Genomic DNA, 17,276 nt, shown 5'->3' with positions numbered 1-17,276 from the left:
CCGCGGCAATCGCGGGCTTTTCTACGCACATCCTAAGCAGGTTCTCGATTCAGACGAGCACGAGATTGTCGCGATGGATCAACTCGGGCTCGAGCATATAGCCGAGAACCGTCTCGATCTCGGTGCTCGGCTTGCGATGAATCAGCTTCGCCTCGGCGCTGCTGTAATTCGTAAGTCCGCGCGCGACTTCACGCCCGTCGCCGTTCAAGCAGGCAATGACTTCGCCGCGCGCAAACGCGCCCTGCACCTCGACGACCCCGATCGGCAGCAAGCTTTTGCCGCCGACGGTGAGCTTGTCGACGGCCCCATCGTCGATCACGACATGCCCGCGCACCTGCAGATGATCGGCCATCCATTGCTTGCGGGCAGCCATGCGCGCCGTACGCGCGATCAATTGCGTGCCGATCGCCTCGCCCGCGGCCAGGCGGGCCAGCACCTCGGGTTCGCGGCCGCTCGCAATCACGGTATTCGCACCGCTGTGTGCGGCGCGCTTCGCCGCGAGGATCTTCGTCAGCATTCCGCCCCGGCCGATACTCGACCCGGCGCCGCCGGCCATCGCCTCCAGCTCCGGCGAGCCCGCGTCGGCCTGCTCGACGAGCGTCGCGCTCGGGTCCTTACGCGGATCGGCGGTGTAGAGGCCTCGCTGGTCAGTGAGGATGATCAGTGCGTCGCCTTCGATCAGGTTCGCCACGAGAGCACCGAGCGTGTCGTTATCGCCGAACTTGATTTCGTCGGTGACGACGGTGTCGTTCTCGTTGATGATCGGCACGACGCCCAGGCGCAGCAGCGTCAGCAGCGTCGAGCGCGCGTTCAGATAGCGCTCGCGGTCGGCCAGATCGGCGTGCGTGAGCAGGATCTGCGCGGTGCGGATCGAATGCTCGAAGAAGCGGCTCTCGTAGACCTGGGCAAGCCCCATCTGGCCGACGGCGGCGGCGGCTTGCAACTCGTCGATTTCACGCGGGCGCTTGGTCCAGCCCAGACGCTGCATCCCTTCCGCAATCGCGCCCGAGCTGACGAGCACCACTTCCTTGCCTTGCGCGCGCAACTGCGCGATCTGCTCAGCCCAGCGGCCGATGGCCTCGTGATCGAGCCCGCGCCCGTCGTTCGTCACGAGACTGGACCCTACTTTCACTACCAAGCGTTTCGAATCGGCGATGACTGAACGCATCGTGCGCGGTCTCCGTTGATGGCGCGATGGTCCGCCGCGCAACGCGGCGGGCACATGACGGATGAGTCGAATTCAATCGTTCGGTACGGCGGCGCCGCTCTCGGTGCCGGGCTGCGCCTCGTCGCGAAAGCGGACATCGGCGGCGAGGTCCTCTTCGTGCGCTGCGCGGTGGGCATCCGAGTGCGCGGCGAGATAGTCGTACACCGCGTAGCAGAGGTTTTCGCAACCCTGGCCGGTCAGCGCGGAGATCTCGAACACCGGGCCGCCCCACTCGAAGCGCTTGAGAAAATCGGCGACGCGCGCTTCGCGTTCGTCCTCCGGCACCATGTCGAGCTTGTTCAGCACGAGCCAGCGCGTTTTTTCGTACAACGTCTCGTCGTACTTGCGCAGTTCGTTGACGATCGCCTTGGCTTCCGCGACCGGGTCGACGTTCTCGTCGAACGGCGCGAGGTCGACCAAATGCAGTAGCACGCCGGTGCGCTGCAAATGGCGCAGGAACTGGTGGCCAAGCCCGGCGCCTTCCGCCGCGCCCTCGATCAAGCCGGGGATGTCTGCGATGACGAAGCTCTTGCTCGGCCCGACGCGCACGACGCCGAGATTCGGCGCAAGCGTCGTGAATGGATAGTCGGCAATCTTCGGCTTGGCGTTCGACACCGATGAGATGAACGTCGACTTGCCCGCGTTCGGCATGCCGAGCAAGCCCACATCGGCCAGCACCTTCAGCTCGAGGCGCAGCATCCGGCGCTCGCCTGGCTTGCCCTCGGTCTTCTGGCGCGGCGCACGGTTCGTGCTCGACTTGAAATGCAGGTTGCCAAGGCCGCCTGCGCCGCCCTTCGCGACCTGGACCGATTGTTCATGCTCAGTCAGATCGGCGATCAGCTCGCCGGTATCCATATCGGTGATGACCGTGCCGACCGGCATGCGCAGCGTGATATCGTCGCCGCCCTTGCCATAGCAATCCGAGCCGCGGCCGTTTTCGCCGTTGCGCGCCTGGTGCTTCTTCGCGTACCTGTAGTCGATCAGCGTGTTGATGTTGCGGTCGGCGACCGCATAGACGCTGCCGCCGCGCCCGCCGTCTCCGCCGTCCGGACCACCGAACGGGACGAACTTCTCGCGGCGCATCGACGCGCTGCCATCGCCCCCGTCACCGGCGATGACTTCGATCCTCGCTTCGTCAATGAACTTCATGCGTTGCTCCGTCCCATGCTTATTGCTCTGTATTCGCTATTTTGCCGCTTGCCGCGAGCGTTGACCAATCGGCCGAACAGCCAATGCCCGCAGGCACGCCAATAAAAAAAGGCCCCGCACGTTACGCGGGGCCTTTTTTCGGTCGGTTCCGCCGTGTCTGATTAAGCTCAGACCGCAGCCGGAATCACATTGACCATGTGCTTCTTGGCGGCGCCTTTCGTCGTGAACTGCACGTGGCCGTCCGTCAGGGCGAACAGCGTGTGGTCCTTGCCGATGCCGACATTGTCGCCCGGGTGCATGCGCGTGCCGCGCTGACGCACGATGATGCCACCCGCGTTGATCGCCTGGCCGCCGTAAACCTTGACGCCGAGGCGTTTCGACTCGGAGTCGCGGCCGTTGCGGGAAGACCCGCCTGCTTTTTTGTGTGCCATCTGATTGCTCCTTGACCGGTGCGCTTACGCGTTGATCGCGTCGATGCGCAGTTCGGTGTAGTTCTGGCGGTGGCCGCCGTGCTTCTGGTAGTGCTTCCGGCGACGCATCTTGAAGATGGTCACTTTGGCATGACGACCGTGCGAGACAACGGTAGCCTTGACGGAAGCCCCACTCACCAGCGGCGTACCGAACTTAATCGATTCGCCTTCGCCTACTGCGAGAACCTGGTCGAGCGTGATTTCAGCGTCAATGTCTGCCGGTATCTGTTCTACTTTGAGTTTTTCGCCAACGGCAACCTTGTACTGCTTGCCGCCGGTTTTTATGACCGCGTACATTGAGAACCTCACTCTGTGTTCATTCTTTCCGACGCACCGCGCGCGGAAACGCGTGATTATACATAGAGTTAGCTTCGCGGTCAAAGCCTTCTGCGGATTCGCCCGGCGCGGCGACATCGGCGGGACGGATGACACGGACGGTCCGGCCAATCGACCCGGAACAGGCTCCGGCCTCAGCCGCCATCTCACGGCGCTCGGGCGATTCGCCTTATAATCCGCCGCACTACCCATTTTTTTCATCATGTCGTCGACCGCCACCTCCTCCCCCAGCGCCGCCACCCTGCTCGCTCCGATCGCCCAAGACATGGAGCAGGTGAACCGGGTGATCCGGCACCGTTTGGCCTCCGAGGTGATGCTGATCAACCAGATCTCGGAATACATCATCGGTGCCGGCGGCAAGCGGCTGCGCCCGGCGCTGCTGCTGCTGATCGCCCGCGCGCTCGGCGACACGACGAGCCACCGGCATGAGCTCGCCGCCGTCGTCGAATTCATCCATACCGCCACGCTGCTGCACGACGACGTCGTCGACGAATCGGACCTGCGGCGCGGACGCCAGACGGCAAACGCGCTGTTCGGCAATGCGGCGAGCGTGCTGGTCGGCGATTTCCTGTATTCGCGCTCGTTCCAGATGATGGTGGGCACCGGCAAGATGCGCGTGATGGAGATCCTCGCGGAAGCGACCAACATCATTTCCGAAGGCGAAGTGCTGCAGCTGCTCAACATGCACGATGCCGACGTCGACGAAGCGCGCTACATGCAGGTCATCCGCTACAAGACCGCAAAGCTGTTCGAAGCCGCGGCGCAGCTGGGCGCGGTGCTCGCAGGCGTGGATGCGACAGCCGAAGCCGCCGCGGCCGAGTTCGGCCGCCGCATCGGCACGGCGTTCCAGATCATGGACGACTGGCTCGATTACACCGGCACGGCGGAGTCGATGGGTAAGAACGCCGGCGACGACCTGCGCGAAGGCAAGCCGACCCTGCCGCTCATCTATTTGATCGAACGCGGCACGCCCGAGCAGTCGGCGCTGGCGCGCGAAGCCATCGAACAAGGCGGCACGGACCGTTTCGATACGATTTTCGAGGCGATCACGCGTTCGGGCGCCCTCGATCACACGCTTCAGTGTGCCCGGCAGGAAGCCCAGGCAGCCGCAGCAGCGATTTCTTCGTTTCCCGATTCCATTTACAAAGAAAGCCTGCTAGAATTATGTTCTTACTCGACGACAAGGCAGTCCTAATCGGGACTAAATAGTCGTCAGAGTCCAGATCGGGGTGTAGCTTAGCCTGGTAGAGCGCTACGTTCGGGACGTAGAGGCCGGAGGTTCGAATCCTCTCACCCCGACCAGATTTTTGAAAAACCGCGCACGTGTTGCGCGGTTTTTTTTCGTCCAGCCGGCGCACTCCGTTGTTGCCGCGGTCTCGTGCGGCAGCACGGCGAGTCGCCCATTCGGCCAATTCGGCGTGCCAGCCCGCTCTGCTATATTCTCGCCATCCCCTTCTCCTTCGACACCGCGTGGAACAAATCCCGATATGGGCGCAGGTTGGCGCCATCTTCGTCCTGCTTTTCTGCTCCAGCTTCTTTTCGATCTCCGAGACGGCGATGATGGCGCTCAACCGCCACCGCCTGAAGCACCTGACCAACAAAGGCGCGCTCGGCGCGAAAACGACCCAAAGCCTCCTTTCCCGCACCGACCAGTTGCTCGGCGTGATCCTGATCGGCAATAACCTGCTCAACACGATCATCCCGGTGCTGACGACGTCGATCGCTCTTCACACCTTCGGGCACAACAGCCTGGTGCTGTCGATCGCGACCGGCATCGTCGCGTTCCTGATCATCGTGTTTGCGGAAATCACGCCGAAGATCGTCGGCGCGACCTACCCGGAAAAAATCGCGCTGCCGGCGAGCCTGATCATTGCGCCGTTGATGCGCGTCCTGAAGCCGTTTGTCTGGTTCGTGAACCTGTTCGCGAACGCGATCCTGAGCGTGCTGCACATCAATACGAAGGCAGGCCGCGACCAGCGGCTGTCCACCGAGGAACTGCGCACGATCGTCCTCGAATCCGGCAGCTTCATGCCGACCAAGCACCGCAGCATCCTCCTGAACCTGTTCGACCTCGAGAACATTTCCGTCGACGACGTGATGATCCCGCGCCGCCGGATCGAAGCGCTCGACTTCGAAGCGCCGCTCGAAGAGATCCTGCATCAGCTCGAAACCTGCTATCACAACAAGCTGATCGTCTATCAGGGCGACATCGACCGCGTGCTCGGCGTGCTCCATGTGCGCAAGACACTGGCCGCGCTGCACAACCAGGAGCTCGAGCGGGAAACCCTGCGCGAGCTGCTCGCCGAGCCCTATTTCGTGCCGTCGGGCACGCCAGTGTTTCAGCAGCTTCAGTACTTCCAGGAAAGCCGGCAGCGCACGGCGCTCGTCGTCAACGAATACGGCGAGCTGCAAGGGCTCGTCACACCCGAAGACATCATCGAGGAGTTGATCGGCGAGTTCACGACGTCGATTCCGCGTAGCGCCGGCTCGAGGAGCGGCTGGGACGAAGACGGCGAATGCATCGTCGCGGGCAGCATGCCGCTGCGCGAGCTGAACCGCTGGCTGAAGCTGAGCCTGCCGACCGACGGGCCCAAGACGATGAACGGCTTGATTCTCGAGGCCCTCGAGGAGATTCCCGAGGGCGACGTCTGCGTACAAATTGCCGGCGTGCGGATCGAAGTGCTGCGCAGCGACGATCAGGCGATTCGCACCGTCAAGATCTTCAAGCCGAAGGCTTCGGGTTCGGCCAAGCCCGCCAGATCGGCGCTCGATTAGCCGATCGGCCGACTGCCGGCCCGGCGCCGCTCGCGCGACGATGGGTTCATCGTGTTCTACAGGCGGCGCGTTGCCGGCATCCCATGTCCTCCATCCTCGACGCTGCGCGGTCTCGTGCAGCAGGCGCCGGCGAGCATACCGAGCCGTCGCCGCAGCGAAAACCCGTTGCGATTCCGCCCCCCGCGACGGAAGGGGCGCCTGATTTCGCGCCCGCCTTACGCGCCGCCCCCGGCGCTTTCGCGTCGACACACGCAGGGGAACCATCGTCTCGATTGAACAGCGCCGACGACGCGCCCGCAGTGCGCCTCCTCGCCGAGTTGCTGCAAGACGCGTCGCAACGCAACGCATCGGACTTGCACGTCGAGCCTGCCGAGCACGGCTGGCGCATCCGCTTGCGAATCGACGGCGTCCTGCATGAAGTCGCGCGGCCGCCGGCCCATTTGCGCGATGCGTTCGTCACGCGCATCAAAGTGCTGGCCCGGCTCGACATCGCCGAGCGCCGGGTGCCCCAGGACGGACGCCTGCGTCTCGCGGTCACGCCCGGCAAAGTCGAGGACTATCGCGTGAACTCGTTGCCAACCCTGTTCGGCGAGAAACTCGTGTTGCGCCGCCTCGATGCGCTCCCCCCGGATCTTTCGCTCGATTCACTGGGACTCCTCGATACGAAGCAAGCTGCGCTCGTCGACGCTGCCATCCGCTCGCCGCACGGCCTCGTGCTCGTGACGGGACCGACCGGCAGCGGCAAAACGCTATCGCTGTACTGTTTCCTGCAGATGCTCAACAGCGAGTCGCGCAACGTGTGCTCGGTCGAAGATCCCGCCGAGATCCAGCTCGCCGGCATCAACCAGGTCGGCGTGCGCGAAAAGGCCGGACTCACGTTTGCCGTCGCCCTGCGAGCATTCTTGCGGCAGGATCCGGACGTCATCATGGTCGGCGAGATCCGTGACGAAGAGACAGCCGACGTCGCGCTCAAGGCGGCCCAGACCGGCCATCTCGTACTCTCGACGCTGCATACGAACGACGCGCCGGCCGCGATCACGCGCCTGATCGATATCGGCGTCGCGCCATACAATCTGGCGGCTGCATTGCGGATGGTGACCGCACAACGGCTCGTGCGACGCTTGTGCGCGAATTGTCGAAGGCCGGCGGCGGAATCCCCATCGGCGCTGCGCGCGGCCGGTTTTGCCGGCGACGCCCTGACCGGCTGGACGCCCTTCGCCGCGACAGGCTGCGCCGCATGCCACGGCATCGGATATCGCGGCCGGGTCGGCGTGCATCAGGTGATGCCCGTCTCCGATGCAATGCGCGAATTGATCGTCGCCCGCGCGAGCGCGCATGCGATTGCACGGCAAGCTCGGACCGACGGCGTCCTGACTTTGCGCGAGGCGGCGCTCGCCCGCGTGCGCGATGGCACGACCAGTCTCGCCGAAGCATTCAGCGCGACGGAGGCGTCATGAACGGCCCCCACGCTCTCTATCGTTCGCGGTCCCCCAAGGGGGCGGCTGCCTGCCTCGGGGCGACCCGGCGGCAGGCATCATGAGCACCCCGGCACCGCCAGCCACCTCAGAGTTGCGCTTTGCCTGGCAAGGCGTCGAGGCAGACGGCACCCGCAAGCGTGGCGTCATCGTCGCGCCCGATGCCGCGACCGCCCGTACGATGCTCAAGCGCGATCGCATCACGGTCATCGAAATCGAGGCGCGCGGAACGGCCGCCAAGCCGAAGGCAAGAGCGAGCGAGGTCACGTCCTTTACGCGGCAACTCGCGAGCCTCCTCAGGGCAGGCCTGCCGCTCGCCCCGGCGCTCGACCTGATCTCGCAGACGCCCGGCCGCAGCGGCATGCCGCGCATCGTCGGCGGCATCGCCCGTCAGATCGTCTCCGGCACGGGATTTTCCGCTGCGCTCGGCCGCTATCCAGCGCAGTTCGACGCCCTCTATTGCCAGCTCGTCGCGGTAGGCGAGGCATCCGGCGCGCTCGCCTCGGTGCTGGCGCGCGTCGCCGACGACCGCGAACGCGCCGCCGCCCAGCGTGCGAAAGTGCGCGCCGCGCTGACCTATCCCGTCGCGGTGCTGCTGCTCGCCTTCGCCATCACCGCCTCGCTACTCGTCTGGGTGGTGCCGACGTTCAAGCAGATCTTCGACGGTTTCGGCGCCCAGCTGCCCGCGCCGACGCAACTGGTACTCGCGCTCTCCGACGCGGCTGCGCGCTGGTGCGGCCCCGTGCTCGCCATCGCCGCCGCCATCGGCTCCGCGACCGCCAACGCATTGCGCCGCTCGGCATCCGCCCGCGCCGCATTCGATCGCATGACGCTGCGGCTGCCCGTGGTCGGGCCGTTGCTCGCCACGCTCGCCGCCGCCCGCTGGAGCCGTGCGCTTGGCACGTTGCTCGCCGCCGGCACGCCGCTGGCCGACGCCTTCGATTCGCTCACGCATGCCACGGGCAACGCGGTGTTCGACCGAGCGACCGTCGATATCGCGAGGCGCTTGCGTCGCGGCGAGCGCCTCGCGGCAGCCATGCGCGCGTCGCACTGCTTCCCGCCGCAAGTCGTCCAGCCGATCGCCGTCGCCGAAGAGTCGGGAGCGCTCGACGCAATGCTGCTCGATGTCGCCACACTCGCCGATCGTCAGGTAGACGAAAAAATCGGCCTGCTGGCGAGCCTATGCGAGCCGCTGATCGTCATCGTTCTCGGCGCGCTGGTCGGGGCGCTCGTGATCGCGCTCTATCTCCCCATTATTCAACTCGGCAACGTGGTGTAGCATCCAGCCGAATCCAACCTTCAGTCATGAACGGTACCCAGCCTGTGTTCGATCTCTCACTCAGCGATCCGCTCGCCCGCCATTCGGCCGGCCTCGCCGCCGCCTTCGGCGCGCTGCCGACCGGCGTGCAGTTCGCGTTCGCCATTGCGCTCGGTCTCGTGATCGGCAGCTTCCTGAACGTCGTGGCGCACCGCCTGCCGATCATGCTCGACCGCGCATGGCGCGCCGAAGTCAGTGACACGACCGGCATTCCCGCTGCCGACGACGGCCTGCCCGAGCGCTACAACCTGTACGTGCCGCGCAGCGCGTGCCCGCACTGCGGCCATGTGCTGCGCGCGTGGGAAAACATCCCCGTCGTCAGCTATCTGCTGTTGCGCGGCCGATGCTCGCACTGCAAGGCGCCGGTCAGCCTCCGCTATCCGCTGATCGAGCTTGCCAGCGCGGCGCTCGCGGCGCTCTCCTTGTGGTCGTTCGGGCCATCGTTCGGCGCGCTCGCCGCATTCGGCCTGTGCGCCACGCTGCTGGCGATGAGCGCGATCGACATCGACACCCGCCTGCTGCCCGATTCTCTGACGCTGCCCCTGCTGTGGGCAGGGCTTATCGTCAACTTCGGCGATACGTTCGCGAGCCTGCGGTCCGCAGTCATCGGCGCGATCGCCGGGTATCTTTTCCTGTGGTGCGTCTATTGGCTGTTCAGGCTCGTGCGCGGCGTCGAAGGCATGGGCTACGGCGACTTCAAGCTGCTCGCGGCGATCGGCGCATGGCTCGGCTGGGCTGCGCTGCCGCAAGTCGTGCTGGTTGCCGCCGTGGCAGGCGCTGTCGTCGGGATCGCGGCGACGCTGACCGGGCGCATGCGCTTCGAGGAACCATTGCCGTTCGGGCCGTTCCTCGCCGCGGGGGGCGCGGCGACGCTCTTTCTCGGCACCCCGTTCTACCAGGTATTTGGAGGCTCATGAATTACCCCCAGGCTCACTTGCTTTGAGGAGGCATAGGCGATGTTTGCTGTAGGACTGACCGGCGGCATCGGCAGCGGCAAGTCGACCGTCGCGGACTTCTTCGCGGCGTACGGCGTGCCGATCGTCGATACGGATTTCATCGCGCACCGCATCACCGCGCCGAACGGTGTCGCGATGCCGCTGATCGCAAAGGAGTTCGGCGCCGATTTCGTCGCCGCGGACGGATCGCTGGATCGAGCCAGGATGCGCGCGCTCGTATTCAGTGACAACACCGCGAGAGCGCGGCTCGAAGCGATCACGCATCCGCTGATTCGCGCCGAAACCGAGCGCGAACGCAACGCGGCGACAGGGCCCTATCTGATCGTCGTCGTGCCGCTGCTCGTGGAATCGGGCACCTGGAAAGCACGTGTCGACCGGGTGCTGGCAGTCGATTGCAGCGTCGACACGCAGATCGCACGCGTCATGCGCCGCAACGCGTTTTCCCGCGAACAGGCGCTCGCGATCATCGACAAGCAAGCCACGCGAGAAGCGCGTCTTGCCGCCGCCGACGACGTCATCGTCAACGAAGATGCCGGCCTCGACGAACTCCCGGTGCAGGTGGAACGCCTGCACCGCCAGTACCTCTCGCTTGCCGGCGGCCCGTCTGCGTAGCATTTATCGAACCCGGCCGCCGAGCTTGCTCGCAACGCTTGAGGCCCCCCCTGCAATTCGGAAACCGTCGGCAAAGTGCCAAAAAAGCGCATGATTGCGGGGGCAATCATGCAGCATTAGAATGTCCTGCAATTCCTTCACCTACAACGCCAGGGGCGAGCGCGCTTGATCCTTTACGAGTATCCGTTCAACGAACGAATCCGCACCCTGCTGCGCCTCGAAGATCTGTTCGAGCGCTTTACGTTCTTCCTGACTCAAGACGATGCTCGGGAACATCACGTCGCGCTCACCACGCTGTTTGAAATTGCCGAAGTCACAGGCCGCGCGGATCTGAAATCGGATCTGATGAAGGAGCTCGAGCGTCAGCGGCAAACGCTTGCGCCGTTCCGCGGCAATCCTGGCATCGAACAAAACGCACTCGAAGCAGTGCTGGGTGAAATCGAGCAGACGCTTGCAGGCCTTGCGCAGATGCAAGGCAAGACCGGCCAGCATCTGGCCGACAACGAATGGCTCGCGAGCATCCGCAGCCGCGCGATCATCCCCGGCGGCACCTGCAAATTCGACTTGCCGTCTTACTACGCGTGGCAGCAACTTCACCCCGATCAGCGCCGCGAAGACATCGCCAAGTGGATCATGCCGCTCCTGCCGCTGCGCGACGCCGCGACGATCGTGCTGCGCCTCGCGCGCGAATCGGGCCAGGCATCGAAAGTGATGGCGATGCAGGGCAGCTATCAGCAGATGCTGTCCGGCCGCACGTATCAATTGATGCAGGTGCGCGTGCAGCCGGAGTTGCGGATGATCCCCGAGGCGAGCGCCAACAAGTACATGCTCTGGGTTCGCTTTACGGTGCAGGACGGCAGCTTGCGGCCGCGCGCGGTCGATGTCGACGTGCCGTTCCAGCTCACGCTCTGCAGCCTGTGATTGCCAGAAAACGCCTTAACGTATGACTACCGTCGTCAAATGCCCGACTTGCGGCAAGCCGGTCCGCTGGGTGCCGGAAAACCGCTTTCGCCCGTTCTGCTCGGAACGATGCAAACAGATCGATCTTGGCGCATGGGCCAATGAGAAGTACAAGATCGGCGGCACCGACGAGGAGCCGCCCTCGGAAGACGATTCGCGCGGCGATCTCAACTAACCCGGCACGCTGGTGTCTGCGCTTCCGAATGCGAAACGCCGACGGCGTTTCGCATTCGGCGCGAGAGTGCCGGGGAAGCACCGGATCAATCGGCCGCCAGCCACTCCAGAACCGGAATCGTCGCCGGCAATAGCGGTTCGACCGCAGCCGGCAGCCGTTCCCAGCTGAACGCCTGTCCTTCGCGGCCGTGCGGCTCGCCGGTCCAGCCCGTCACCTTGCAGAAGTAAAGCCGGACGTAGGCATGCGGGTAGTCGTGCTCGAGCGTGTGCCAGCGATGGCATGCGGTGACGACGATGCCAAGCTCCTCGTGCAGTTCGCGTGCAAGCGCCGCCTCGACGGTTTCGCCCGGCTCGAGCTTGCCGCCCGGAAACTCCCAGTAACCTTCGTACGGTTTGCCCGCCGGCCGTTGCGCGAGCAAGTAGCGGCCATCCGGCTGCACGAGCACGCCGACGGCGACTTCCGTCACGGGCCGCGACGGCGCGGCGGCGCCTTCCGGAGTCTTCGCGGCGGCCGTCATGCCTGCGCCTTCCGGCCCGACCAATCGCGCGCAAACTGCCACGCGACGCGGCCCGAGCGCGATCCGCGCTCCAGCGCCCAAACGAGCGCATCGCCGCGCGCGCTTTCGATCTCGGCGTCGTCACAGCCGAAATGGCGCAACCAGTGCGCGACGATCCCCAGATAGTCGTCCTGTTTGAACGGGTAGAAGCTGACCCACAACCCGAAGCGCTCGGACAGCGAGATCTTCTCCTCCACGACCTCGCCCGGATGGATCTCGCCATCGGCCGTGTGCTTGTAGGTCTCGTTGTCGCTCATGTACTCGGGCAGCAGGTGGCGGCGGTTCGATGTCGCGTAGATCACCACGTTGTCCGACTGCGCAGCGACCGAACCGTCCAGTGCGACTTTCAGCGCCTTGTAGCCCGATTCGCCTTCCTCGAACGAGAGGTCGTCGCAGAACACGATGAAGCGCTCGGGACGCTGCGAAATCAGCTCGACGATGTCGCCGAGATCGTGCAGATCGTCCTTGTCGACTTCGATGAGGCGCAGGCCGTCGGCCGCGTGCGCGTTCAGGCACGCCTTGATCAGCGATGACTTGCCTGTGCCGCGCGCGCCCGTCAGCAGCACATTGTTCGCCGGCTGCTTGCGCACGAACTGGCGCGTGTTCTGTTCGATCAGCGCCTTCTGGCGATCGATGTTCCGCAGATCGTCGAGGGTGATCGTCGAAATGGCCGGCACCGGCTGCAGATAGCCGCGCCCTTGGCGCTTGCGCCAGCGAAACGCGACCGCCGCCGACCAGTCGATCTGCTGCGAAGCCGGCGGCAGCATGGCTTCGAGGCGGCCGAGCAACGCTTCGGCGCGGGTCAGGAATTGTTCGAGTTTGTCCATGGTTGCATGCGACCGGGGCGGCCTGCTCGGCTAAGCAGGCTTGGCGCCCTCGATCGATCAGGAACGGTAATCGGCGTTGATGCTCACGTAATCGTGCGACAAGTCGCAAGTCCAGATCGTCGCTCGCGCATCGCCGCGGCCTAGCAGCACGCGAATCATGATCTCGCTTTGCTTCATGACGCGCTGGCCGTCTTCCTCGCGGTAGTCGGGATTGCGTCCACCCTGCTTCGCGACGAGCACGTCGTCGAGATAAAGGTCGATCTTGCCGACGTCAAGATCCGTCACGCCGGCATAGCCGATCGCCGCGAGAATGCGGCCGAGGTTGGGGTCCGAGGCGTAGAAGGCCGTCTTCACGAGCGGCGAGTGGCCGATCGCGTAGGCGATCTGGCGGCATTCGGCGACGCTCGAGCCGCCCTCGACCTGCACCGTCATGAACTTCGTCGCGCCTTCGCCGTCGCGCACGATCAGTTGAGCCAGCGTTTGCGCAACTTCGGTCACGGCGTCGCGCAACGCGGCGTAGGCCGCGCTGTCGGTCGAGGTCACGGCCGGCAGGCTCGACTTGCCCGATGCGATCAGGATGAACGAATCGTTGGTCGACGTATCGCCGTCGATCGTGATGCAGTTGAACGAGCGATCGGCAACGTGCTTGACGAGCGCATCGAGCACCGGCTGCGACACGGCCGCGTCGAATGCGAGGAAGCCGAGCATCGTCGCCATGTTCGGCTTGATCATCCCGGCGCCCTTGCTGATGCCGGTCAGCGTGACCGTGTGGCCGTCGATCGTCACTTGGCGCGATGCCGCTTTCGGCAGCGTGTCGGTCGTCATGATCGCTTGCGCCGCGTCGTACCAATGCGCGGCCTTGCGATTCTCGAGCGCAGCGGGCAGGCCGGCCTTCAGGCGGTCGATCGGCAGCGGCTCGAGAATCACTCCCGTCGAAAACGGCAGCACCTGCTCCGGTGCGATGCCGGCGAGCCGCGCCAGCTCCTCGCAGGTTTCGCGCGCGTGCGCGAGCCCCGGCTCGCCGGTGCCCGCATTCGCGTTGCCGGTGTTCACGACGAGCGCGCGAATGCCCTTGCCGCCCACGCGCACGCGGTCGAGATGCTCGCGGCACACCGTGACGGGGGCCGCGCAGAAGCGGTTCGACGTGAATACGCCCGCCACCGCCGCGCCTTCGTCGACGGAAATCACGAGGACATCCTTGCGATTCGGCTTGCGGATATTCGCTTCGGCCCAACCCAGCGTGACGCCGGCGACGGGATGCAGTTGCTCAGGGGCAATCGAGGGGAAATTGACAGCCATGGTCGGGACCTATCGGACAGTGAAATGCCGGCTCAGGGCGAAGGAGAAAGAGCCGACATCGATTGGTCGAGGCTAGCGGCTCGCGAAACGGCCGAACCGCCACGGAATCACGGGCGCGGATTGCGCGCTCGATCCACGATCGATCGTTCGCGCAAAAGCTCGTGCACAAACAAAACGGCGCGCATTATGCGCGCCGTTTTTGCTGTTACGCAAGCTTGCCGTGGCACTGCTTGTACTTCTTGCCGCTGCCGCATGGGCACGGGTCGTTGCGGCCCACCTTCGGCATGCCGTCGGCGGACGGCGCGGCGCCCGCCGGCGCATGCGCGCCGTGGCTCATGGCCTGGCTGACCATCTCGGTGGCGGCGTCGGCCGCCACCGCGCCGCCGGCCGCGGCTTCGGCGAATTCGGCGTGGCGGAACTCGACGTTCTCAAGGTGGCTGCCCTGCTCTTCGAGTTGCTCGGCTGCCTGCTCCAGCTGCTCCGGCGACTGGATCTGCACGTTCATGACGATGCGCGTGACTTCCGTCTTCACCACGTTGAGCAGCGCCTCGAACAACTCGAACGCCTCGCGCTTGTACTCCTGCTTCGGATTCTTCTGCGCATAGCCGCGCAGATGGATGCCCTGGCGCAAGTGATCGAGCGCGGCGAGGTGCTCGCGCCAGCAGCGGTCGAGCGTCTGCAGCATGATCGAGCGCTCGAACGCGCTGAACGATTCGCGGCCGACGAGCGCAACCTTCGTTTCGTAGTTCTCGTCGGCGGCGGAGGTCACGGCCTCGAGAATCTCCTCAGCGGCGATCGACTGCGACTCGTTGATCATTTCCTGGATCGCGAGGTCGAGCTGCCAGTCGTTGCGCAACACTTCCTCAAGTTCCGGTGCATGCCACTGCTCCTCGATGCTGCCCGCCGGGATGAATTCGCGCACCACATCGGCGACCACGGCGTGGCGCATCGCGCCGATCGTCTCGGCGATATCGTGCGCCTCTAGCAATTCATTACGCTGCTGGTAGATCACCTTGCGCTGATCGTTCGACACATCGTCGTATTCGAGCAATTGCTTGCGAATATCGAAGTTGCGCGCCTCGACCTTGCGCTGCGCGGACTCGATCGAGCGCGTGACGATGCCCGCCTCGATCGCCTCGCCTTCCGGCATCTTCAGACGGTCCATGATCGCGCGCACGCGGTCGCCGGCGAAGATGCGCAGCAACGGATCCTCGAGCGACAGATAGAAGCGCGACGAGCCCGGGTCGCCCTGACGGCCGGCACGGCCGCGCAACTGGTTGTCGATACGACGCGACTCGTGGCGCTCGGTGCCGATGATGTGCAGGCCGCCCGCCGCCTTCACCTGGTCGTGCAGCGTCTGCCATTCGTCATGCAGCTTCTGGACGCGGCTTACCTTTTCCTCGGCGGGGATCGCTTCGTCGGCTTCGATGAACGCGGCCTGCTTCTCGGCATTGCCGCCGAGCACGATGTCGGTGCCGCGGCCGGCCATGTTGGTCGCGATCGTGACACGCTTCGGACGGCCCGCTTCCGCGACGATCGCCGCTTCGCGCGCGTGCTGCTTTGCGTTCAGCACTTCGTGCGGCAGGCCGGCCTTGGTCAGCAGGTTCGACAGCAACTCGGAGTTCTCGATCGACGTCGTGCCGACGAGCACAGGCTGGCCGCGCTCGTAGCATTCGCGGATATCGCGAATCACGGCGTCGTAGCGTTCCTTGGCGGTCTTATAGATCTGGTCCTGCTTGTCAATTCGCTTGGGCGGCCGGTTGGTCGGAATGACGACCGTCTCGAGCCCGTAGATCTCGTTGAATTCGTACGCTTCGGTATCGGCCGTGCCGGTCATGCCCGAAAGCTTCGAATACATGCGGAAGTAGTTCTGGAACGTGATCGAGGCGAGCGTCTGGTTTTCGCTCTGGATCTTCACGTGCTCCTTCGCCTCGACGGCCTGGTGCAGGCCGTCCGACCAGCGGCGGCCGACCATCAGGCGGCCCGTGAATTCGTCGACGATGATGACTTCGTTGTTCTGCACGACGTAGTGCTGGTCGAGGAAGAACAGCGTGTGCGCGCGCAGCGCGGCGTACACGTGATGCATCAGCGTGATGTTCTGCGGCGCGTAGAGGCTTTCGCCCTCGCCGATCAGGCCCCACTCAGCGAGCATGCGCTCGGCCTTCTCGTGGCCCGATTCCGTCAGGAACACCTGGCGCCCCTTTTCGTCGAGCGTATAGTCGCCCGGCTTCTCGACGCCGGTGCCGTCCGCCTTCTCCTCGCCGATCTGGCGCTCGAGCAGCGGCGGCAGCGCGTTCATCCGCACGTAGAGCTCGGTGTGGTCCTCAGCCTGGCCGGAGATGATCAGCGGCGTACGGGCTTCGTCGATCAGGATCGAGTCCACTTCGTCGACGACCGCGAAATTGAGCGGCCGCTGCACGCGCGCGTCGGTCTCGTAGACCATGTTGTCGCGCAGGTAATCGAAGCCGAACTCGTTGTTCGTGCCGTAGGTGATGTCCGCCGCGTAGGCCGCCTGCTTCGTACCGTGGTCCATCTGCGACAGGTTGACGCCCACCGACAGGCCCAGAAAGTTGTACAGCTTGCCCATCCACTCGGCGTCGCGCTGCGCGAGGTAGTCGTTGACGGTCACGACGTGCACGCCGCGGCCCGACAGCGCGTTCAGGTACGCCGCGAGCGTCGCGACGAGCGTCTTGCCCTCGCCGGTGCGCATTTCGGCGATCTTGCCGTAGTGAAGCACCATGCCACCGATCAGCTGGACATCGAAGTGGCGCATCTTGAGCACGCGCCGGCTCGCTTCGCGGCAGACGGCGAACGCCTCCGGTAGCAGTTTATCGAGCGATTCGCCGCTCGCGACGCGCTGGCGGAACTCCCCCGTCTTCGCGCGCAATTGGTCGTCCGTCAGCTGCTCGATCTGCGTCTCGAGCGCGTTGATCGCCCCGACGGTCTTTTGATACTGCTTGACGAGGCGCTGGTTGCGGCTGCCAAAGATTTTTTGGAGAAAACCGGTGGTCATCGGATCGGGTGTGCGTCGCGGCTTCGGACGGGTTCGCACAGCGGGTGCGCCCGGGTTCGGAGGGCCTCGGCGGCTTATTCCATGAGTGAATTCGAATCGGGCATTTTAGCACGCGAGCTTGCATCCGCCGGTGTCGCCGGCTAGACAG

Annotated in this window: 16 protein-coding genes and 1 tRNA gene; 9 read left to right on the top strand and 8 right to left on the bottom strand. The window is 64.8% G+C overall.

The genetic code is table 11. From position 1 onward, the window contains the following. Positions 1-49 precede the first annotated feature (49 nt). The 4 genes from proB to rplU all read right to left on the bottom strand — a co-directional run bounded on the left by proB (position 50) and on the right by rplU (position 3,123). A complete protein-coding gene (gene proB, locus FAZ69_RS06105; RefSeq protein ID WP_136893054.1) occupies positions 50-1,168 on the bottom strand; it encodes a glutamate 5-kinase in 1,119 nt (372 codons plus the stop codon). Between the two features lie 72 nt (positions 1,169-1,240). Continuing rightward, complete coding sequence (gene cgtA, locus FAZ69_RS06100; protein WP_136893053.1) at positions 1,241-2,356, bottom strand: Obg family GTPase CgtA; 1,116 nt, start codon at positions 2,354-2,356, stop codon at positions 1,241-1,243. Between the two features lie 167 nt (positions 2,357-2,523). Continuing rightward, positions 2,524-2,787 (bottom strand): 50S ribosomal protein L27, encoded by a 264-nt coding sequence (rpmA, locus tag FAZ69_RS06095; protein ID WP_136893052.1) that lies wholly within the window; start codon positions 2,785-2,787, stop codon positions 2,524-2,526. 24 nt (positions 2,788-2,811) lie between these two features. After that, complete coding sequence (gene rplU, locus FAZ69_RS06090) at positions 2,812-3,123, bottom strand: 50S ribosomal protein L21 (RefSeq protein WP_006025184.1); 312 nt, start codon at positions 3,121-3,123, stop codon at positions 2,812-2,814. Positions 3,124-3,364: 241 nt separating this feature from the next. On the opposite strand from rplU, the gene FAZ69_RS06085 reads away from it, so the two are divergent. From FAZ69_RS06085 to FAZ69_RS06045, 9 genes are all read left to right on the top strand, one after another. Continuing rightward, a complete protein-coding gene (locus FAZ69_RS06085; protein WP_136893051.1) occupies positions 3,365-4,357 on the top strand; it encodes a polyprenyl synthetase family protein in 993 nt (330 codons plus the stop codon). Positions 4,358-4,387: 30 nt separating this feature from the next. Then, a tRNA-Pro gene (locus tag FAZ69_RS06080) sits at positions 4,388-4,464 on the top strand. A gap of 168 nt (positions 4,465-4,632) precedes the next feature. After that, a complete protein-coding gene (locus FAZ69_RS06075; RefSeq protein ID WP_169708571.1) occupies positions 4,633-5,937 on the top strand; it encodes an HlyC/CorC family transporter in 1,305 nt (434 codons plus the stop codon). Positions 5,938-6,020: 83 nt separating this feature from the next. Beyond that, entirely contained in the window at positions 6,021-7,394 is a 1,374-nt protein-coding gene (locus FAZ69_RS06070; RefSeq protein WP_439654750.1) for a GspE/PulE family protein, read from the top strand. 79 nt (positions 7,395-7,473) lie between these two features. Beyond that, positions 7,474-8,691 carry a type II secretion system F family protein gene (locus tag FAZ69_RS06065; RefSeq protein ID WP_136893048.1) on the top strand — a complete coding sequence of 406 codons (1,218 nt, stop codon included), beginning with the start codon at positions 7,474-7,476 and terminating at the stop codon, positions 8,689-8,691. A 26-nt stretch (positions 8,692-8,717) separates the two neighbouring features. Further along, positions 8,718-9,647, top strand: coding sequence for a prepilin peptidase (locus FAZ69_RS06060; RefSeq protein WP_136893047.1), 930 nt, complete (start codon positions 8,718-8,720; stop codon positions 9,645-9,647). Positions 9,648-9,686: 39 nt separating this feature from the next. After that, on the top strand, positions 9,687-10,298 hold the full coding sequence (coaE, locus tag FAZ69_RS06055; RefSeq protein ID WP_136893046.1) for a dephospho-CoA kinase: 612 nt from the start codon (positions 9,687-9,689) through the stop codon (positions 10,296-10,298). 165 nt (positions 10,299-10,463) lie between these two features. Then, complete coding sequence (zapD, locus tag FAZ69_RS06050; RefSeq protein WP_136893045.1) at positions 10,464-11,219, top strand: cell division protein ZapD; 756 nt, start codon at positions 10,464-10,466, stop codon at positions 11,217-11,219. Between the two features lie 22 nt (positions 11,220-11,241). After that, positions 11,242-11,433, top strand: coding sequence for a DNA gyrase inhibitor YacG (locus tag FAZ69_RS06045; RefSeq protein WP_136893044.1), 192 nt, complete (start codon positions 11,242-11,244; stop codon positions 11,431-11,433). Between the two features lie 85 nt (positions 11,434-11,518). Here FAZ69_RS06045 and FAZ69_RS06040 read toward each other — a convergent pair whose 3' ends face one another. The 4 genes from FAZ69_RS06040 to secA form a co-directional block, all read right to left on the bottom strand. Beyond that, a complete protein-coding gene (locus tag FAZ69_RS06040; protein WP_136893043.1) occupies positions 11,519-11,950 on the bottom strand; it encodes an NUDIX domain-containing protein in 432 nt (143 codons plus the stop codon). Then, positions 11,947-12,816, bottom strand: a complete 870-nt coding sequence (locus FAZ69_RS06035) for an ATP-binding protein (RefSeq protein WP_136893042.1) — start codon at positions 12,814-12,816, stop codon at positions 11,947-11,949. Before FAZ69_RS06035 ends, FAZ69_RS06040 begins: the two co-directional genes overlap by 4 nt. Positions 12,817-12,873: 57 nt before the next feature. Beyond that, positions 12,874-14,115 carry a bifunctional glutamate N-acetyltransferase/amino-acid acetyltransferase ArgJ gene (gene argJ / locus FAZ69_RS06030; protein WP_136893041.1) on the bottom strand — a complete coding sequence of 414 codons (1,242 nt, stop codon included), beginning with the start codon at positions 14,113-14,115 and terminating at the stop codon, positions 12,874-12,876. A gap of 205 nt (positions 14,116-14,320) precedes the next feature. After that, on the bottom strand, positions 14,321-17,128 hold the full coding sequence (gene secA / locus FAZ69_RS06025; protein ID WP_136893040.1) for a preprotein translocase subunit SecA: 2,808 nt from the start codon (positions 17,126-17,128) through the stop codon (positions 14,321-14,323). Positions 17,129-17,276: the final 148 nt, after the last annotated feature.

Origin of the sequence: Trinickia terrae, from assembly GCF_005144415.1 — a bacterium.
GTDB lineage: Bacteria > Pseudomonadota > Gammaproteobacteria > Burkholderiales > Burkholderiaceae > Trinickia_A > Trinickia_A terrae.
Note: the sequence above shows the minus strand (reverse complement) of the source record. Positions and strands in the feature narration are given on the sequence as shown.

What these genes read in the sequence shown, in the direction of transcription:
- proB (WP_136893054.1), bottom strand. Translation starts at nt 1,168, where the DNA reads ATGCGTTCAGTCATCGCCGATTCGAAACGCTTGGTAGTGAAAGTAGGG.
- cgtA (WP_136893053.1), bottom strand. Translation starts at nt 2,356, where the DNA reads ATGAAGTTCATTGACGAAGCGAGGATCGAAGTCATCGCCGGTGACGGG.
- rpmA (WP_136893052.1), bottom strand. Translation starts at nt 2,787, where the DNA reads ATGGCACACAAAAAAGCAGGCGGGTCTTCCCGCAACGGCCGCGACTCC.
- rplU (WP_006025184.1), bottom strand. Translation starts at nt 3,123, where the DNA reads ATGTACGCGGTCATAAAAACCGGCGGCAAGCAGTACAAGGTTGCCGTT.
- FAZ69_RS06085 (WP_136893051.1), top strand. Translation starts at nt 3,365, where the DNA reads ATGTCGTCGACCGCCACCTCCTCCCCCAGCGCCGCCACCCTGCTCGCT.
- FAZ69_RS06070 (WP_439654750.1), top strand. Translation starts at nt 6,021, where the DNA reads ATGTCCTCCATCCTCGACGCTGCGCGGTCTCGTGCAGCAGGCGCCGGC.
- FAZ69_RS06065 (WP_136893048.1), top strand. Translation starts at nt 7,474, where the DNA reads ATGAGCACCCCGGCACCGCCAGCCACCTCAGAGTTGCGCTTTGCCTGG.
- FAZ69_RS06060 (WP_136893047.1), top strand. Translation starts at nt 8,718, where the DNA reads ATGAACGGTACCCAGCCTGTGTTCGATCTCTCACTCAGCGATCCGCTC.
- coaE (WP_136893046.1), top strand. Translation starts at nt 9,687, where the DNA reads ATGTTTGCTGTAGGACTGACCGGCGGCATCGGCAGCGGCAAGTCGACC.
- FAZ69_RS06045 (WP_136893044.1), top strand. Translation starts at nt 11,242, where the DNA reads ATGACTACCGTCGTCAAATGCCCGACTTGCGGCAAGCCGGTCCGCTGG.
- FAZ69_RS06040 (WP_136893043.1), bottom strand. Translation starts at nt 11,950, where the DNA reads ATGACGGCCGCCGCGAAGACTCCGGAAGGCGCCGCCGCGCCGTCGCGG.
- FAZ69_RS06035 (WP_136893042.1), bottom strand. Translation starts at nt 12,816, where the DNA reads ATGGACAAACTCGAACAATTCCTGACCCGCGCCGAAGCGTTGCTCGGC.
- argJ (WP_136893041.1), bottom strand. Translation starts at nt 14,115, where the DNA reads ATGGCTGTCAATTTCCCCTCGATTGCCCCTGAGCAACTGCATCCCGTC.
- secA (WP_136893040.1), bottom strand. Translation starts at nt 17,128, where the DNA reads ATGACCACCGGTTTTCTCCAAAAAATCTTTGGCAGCCGCAACCAGCGC.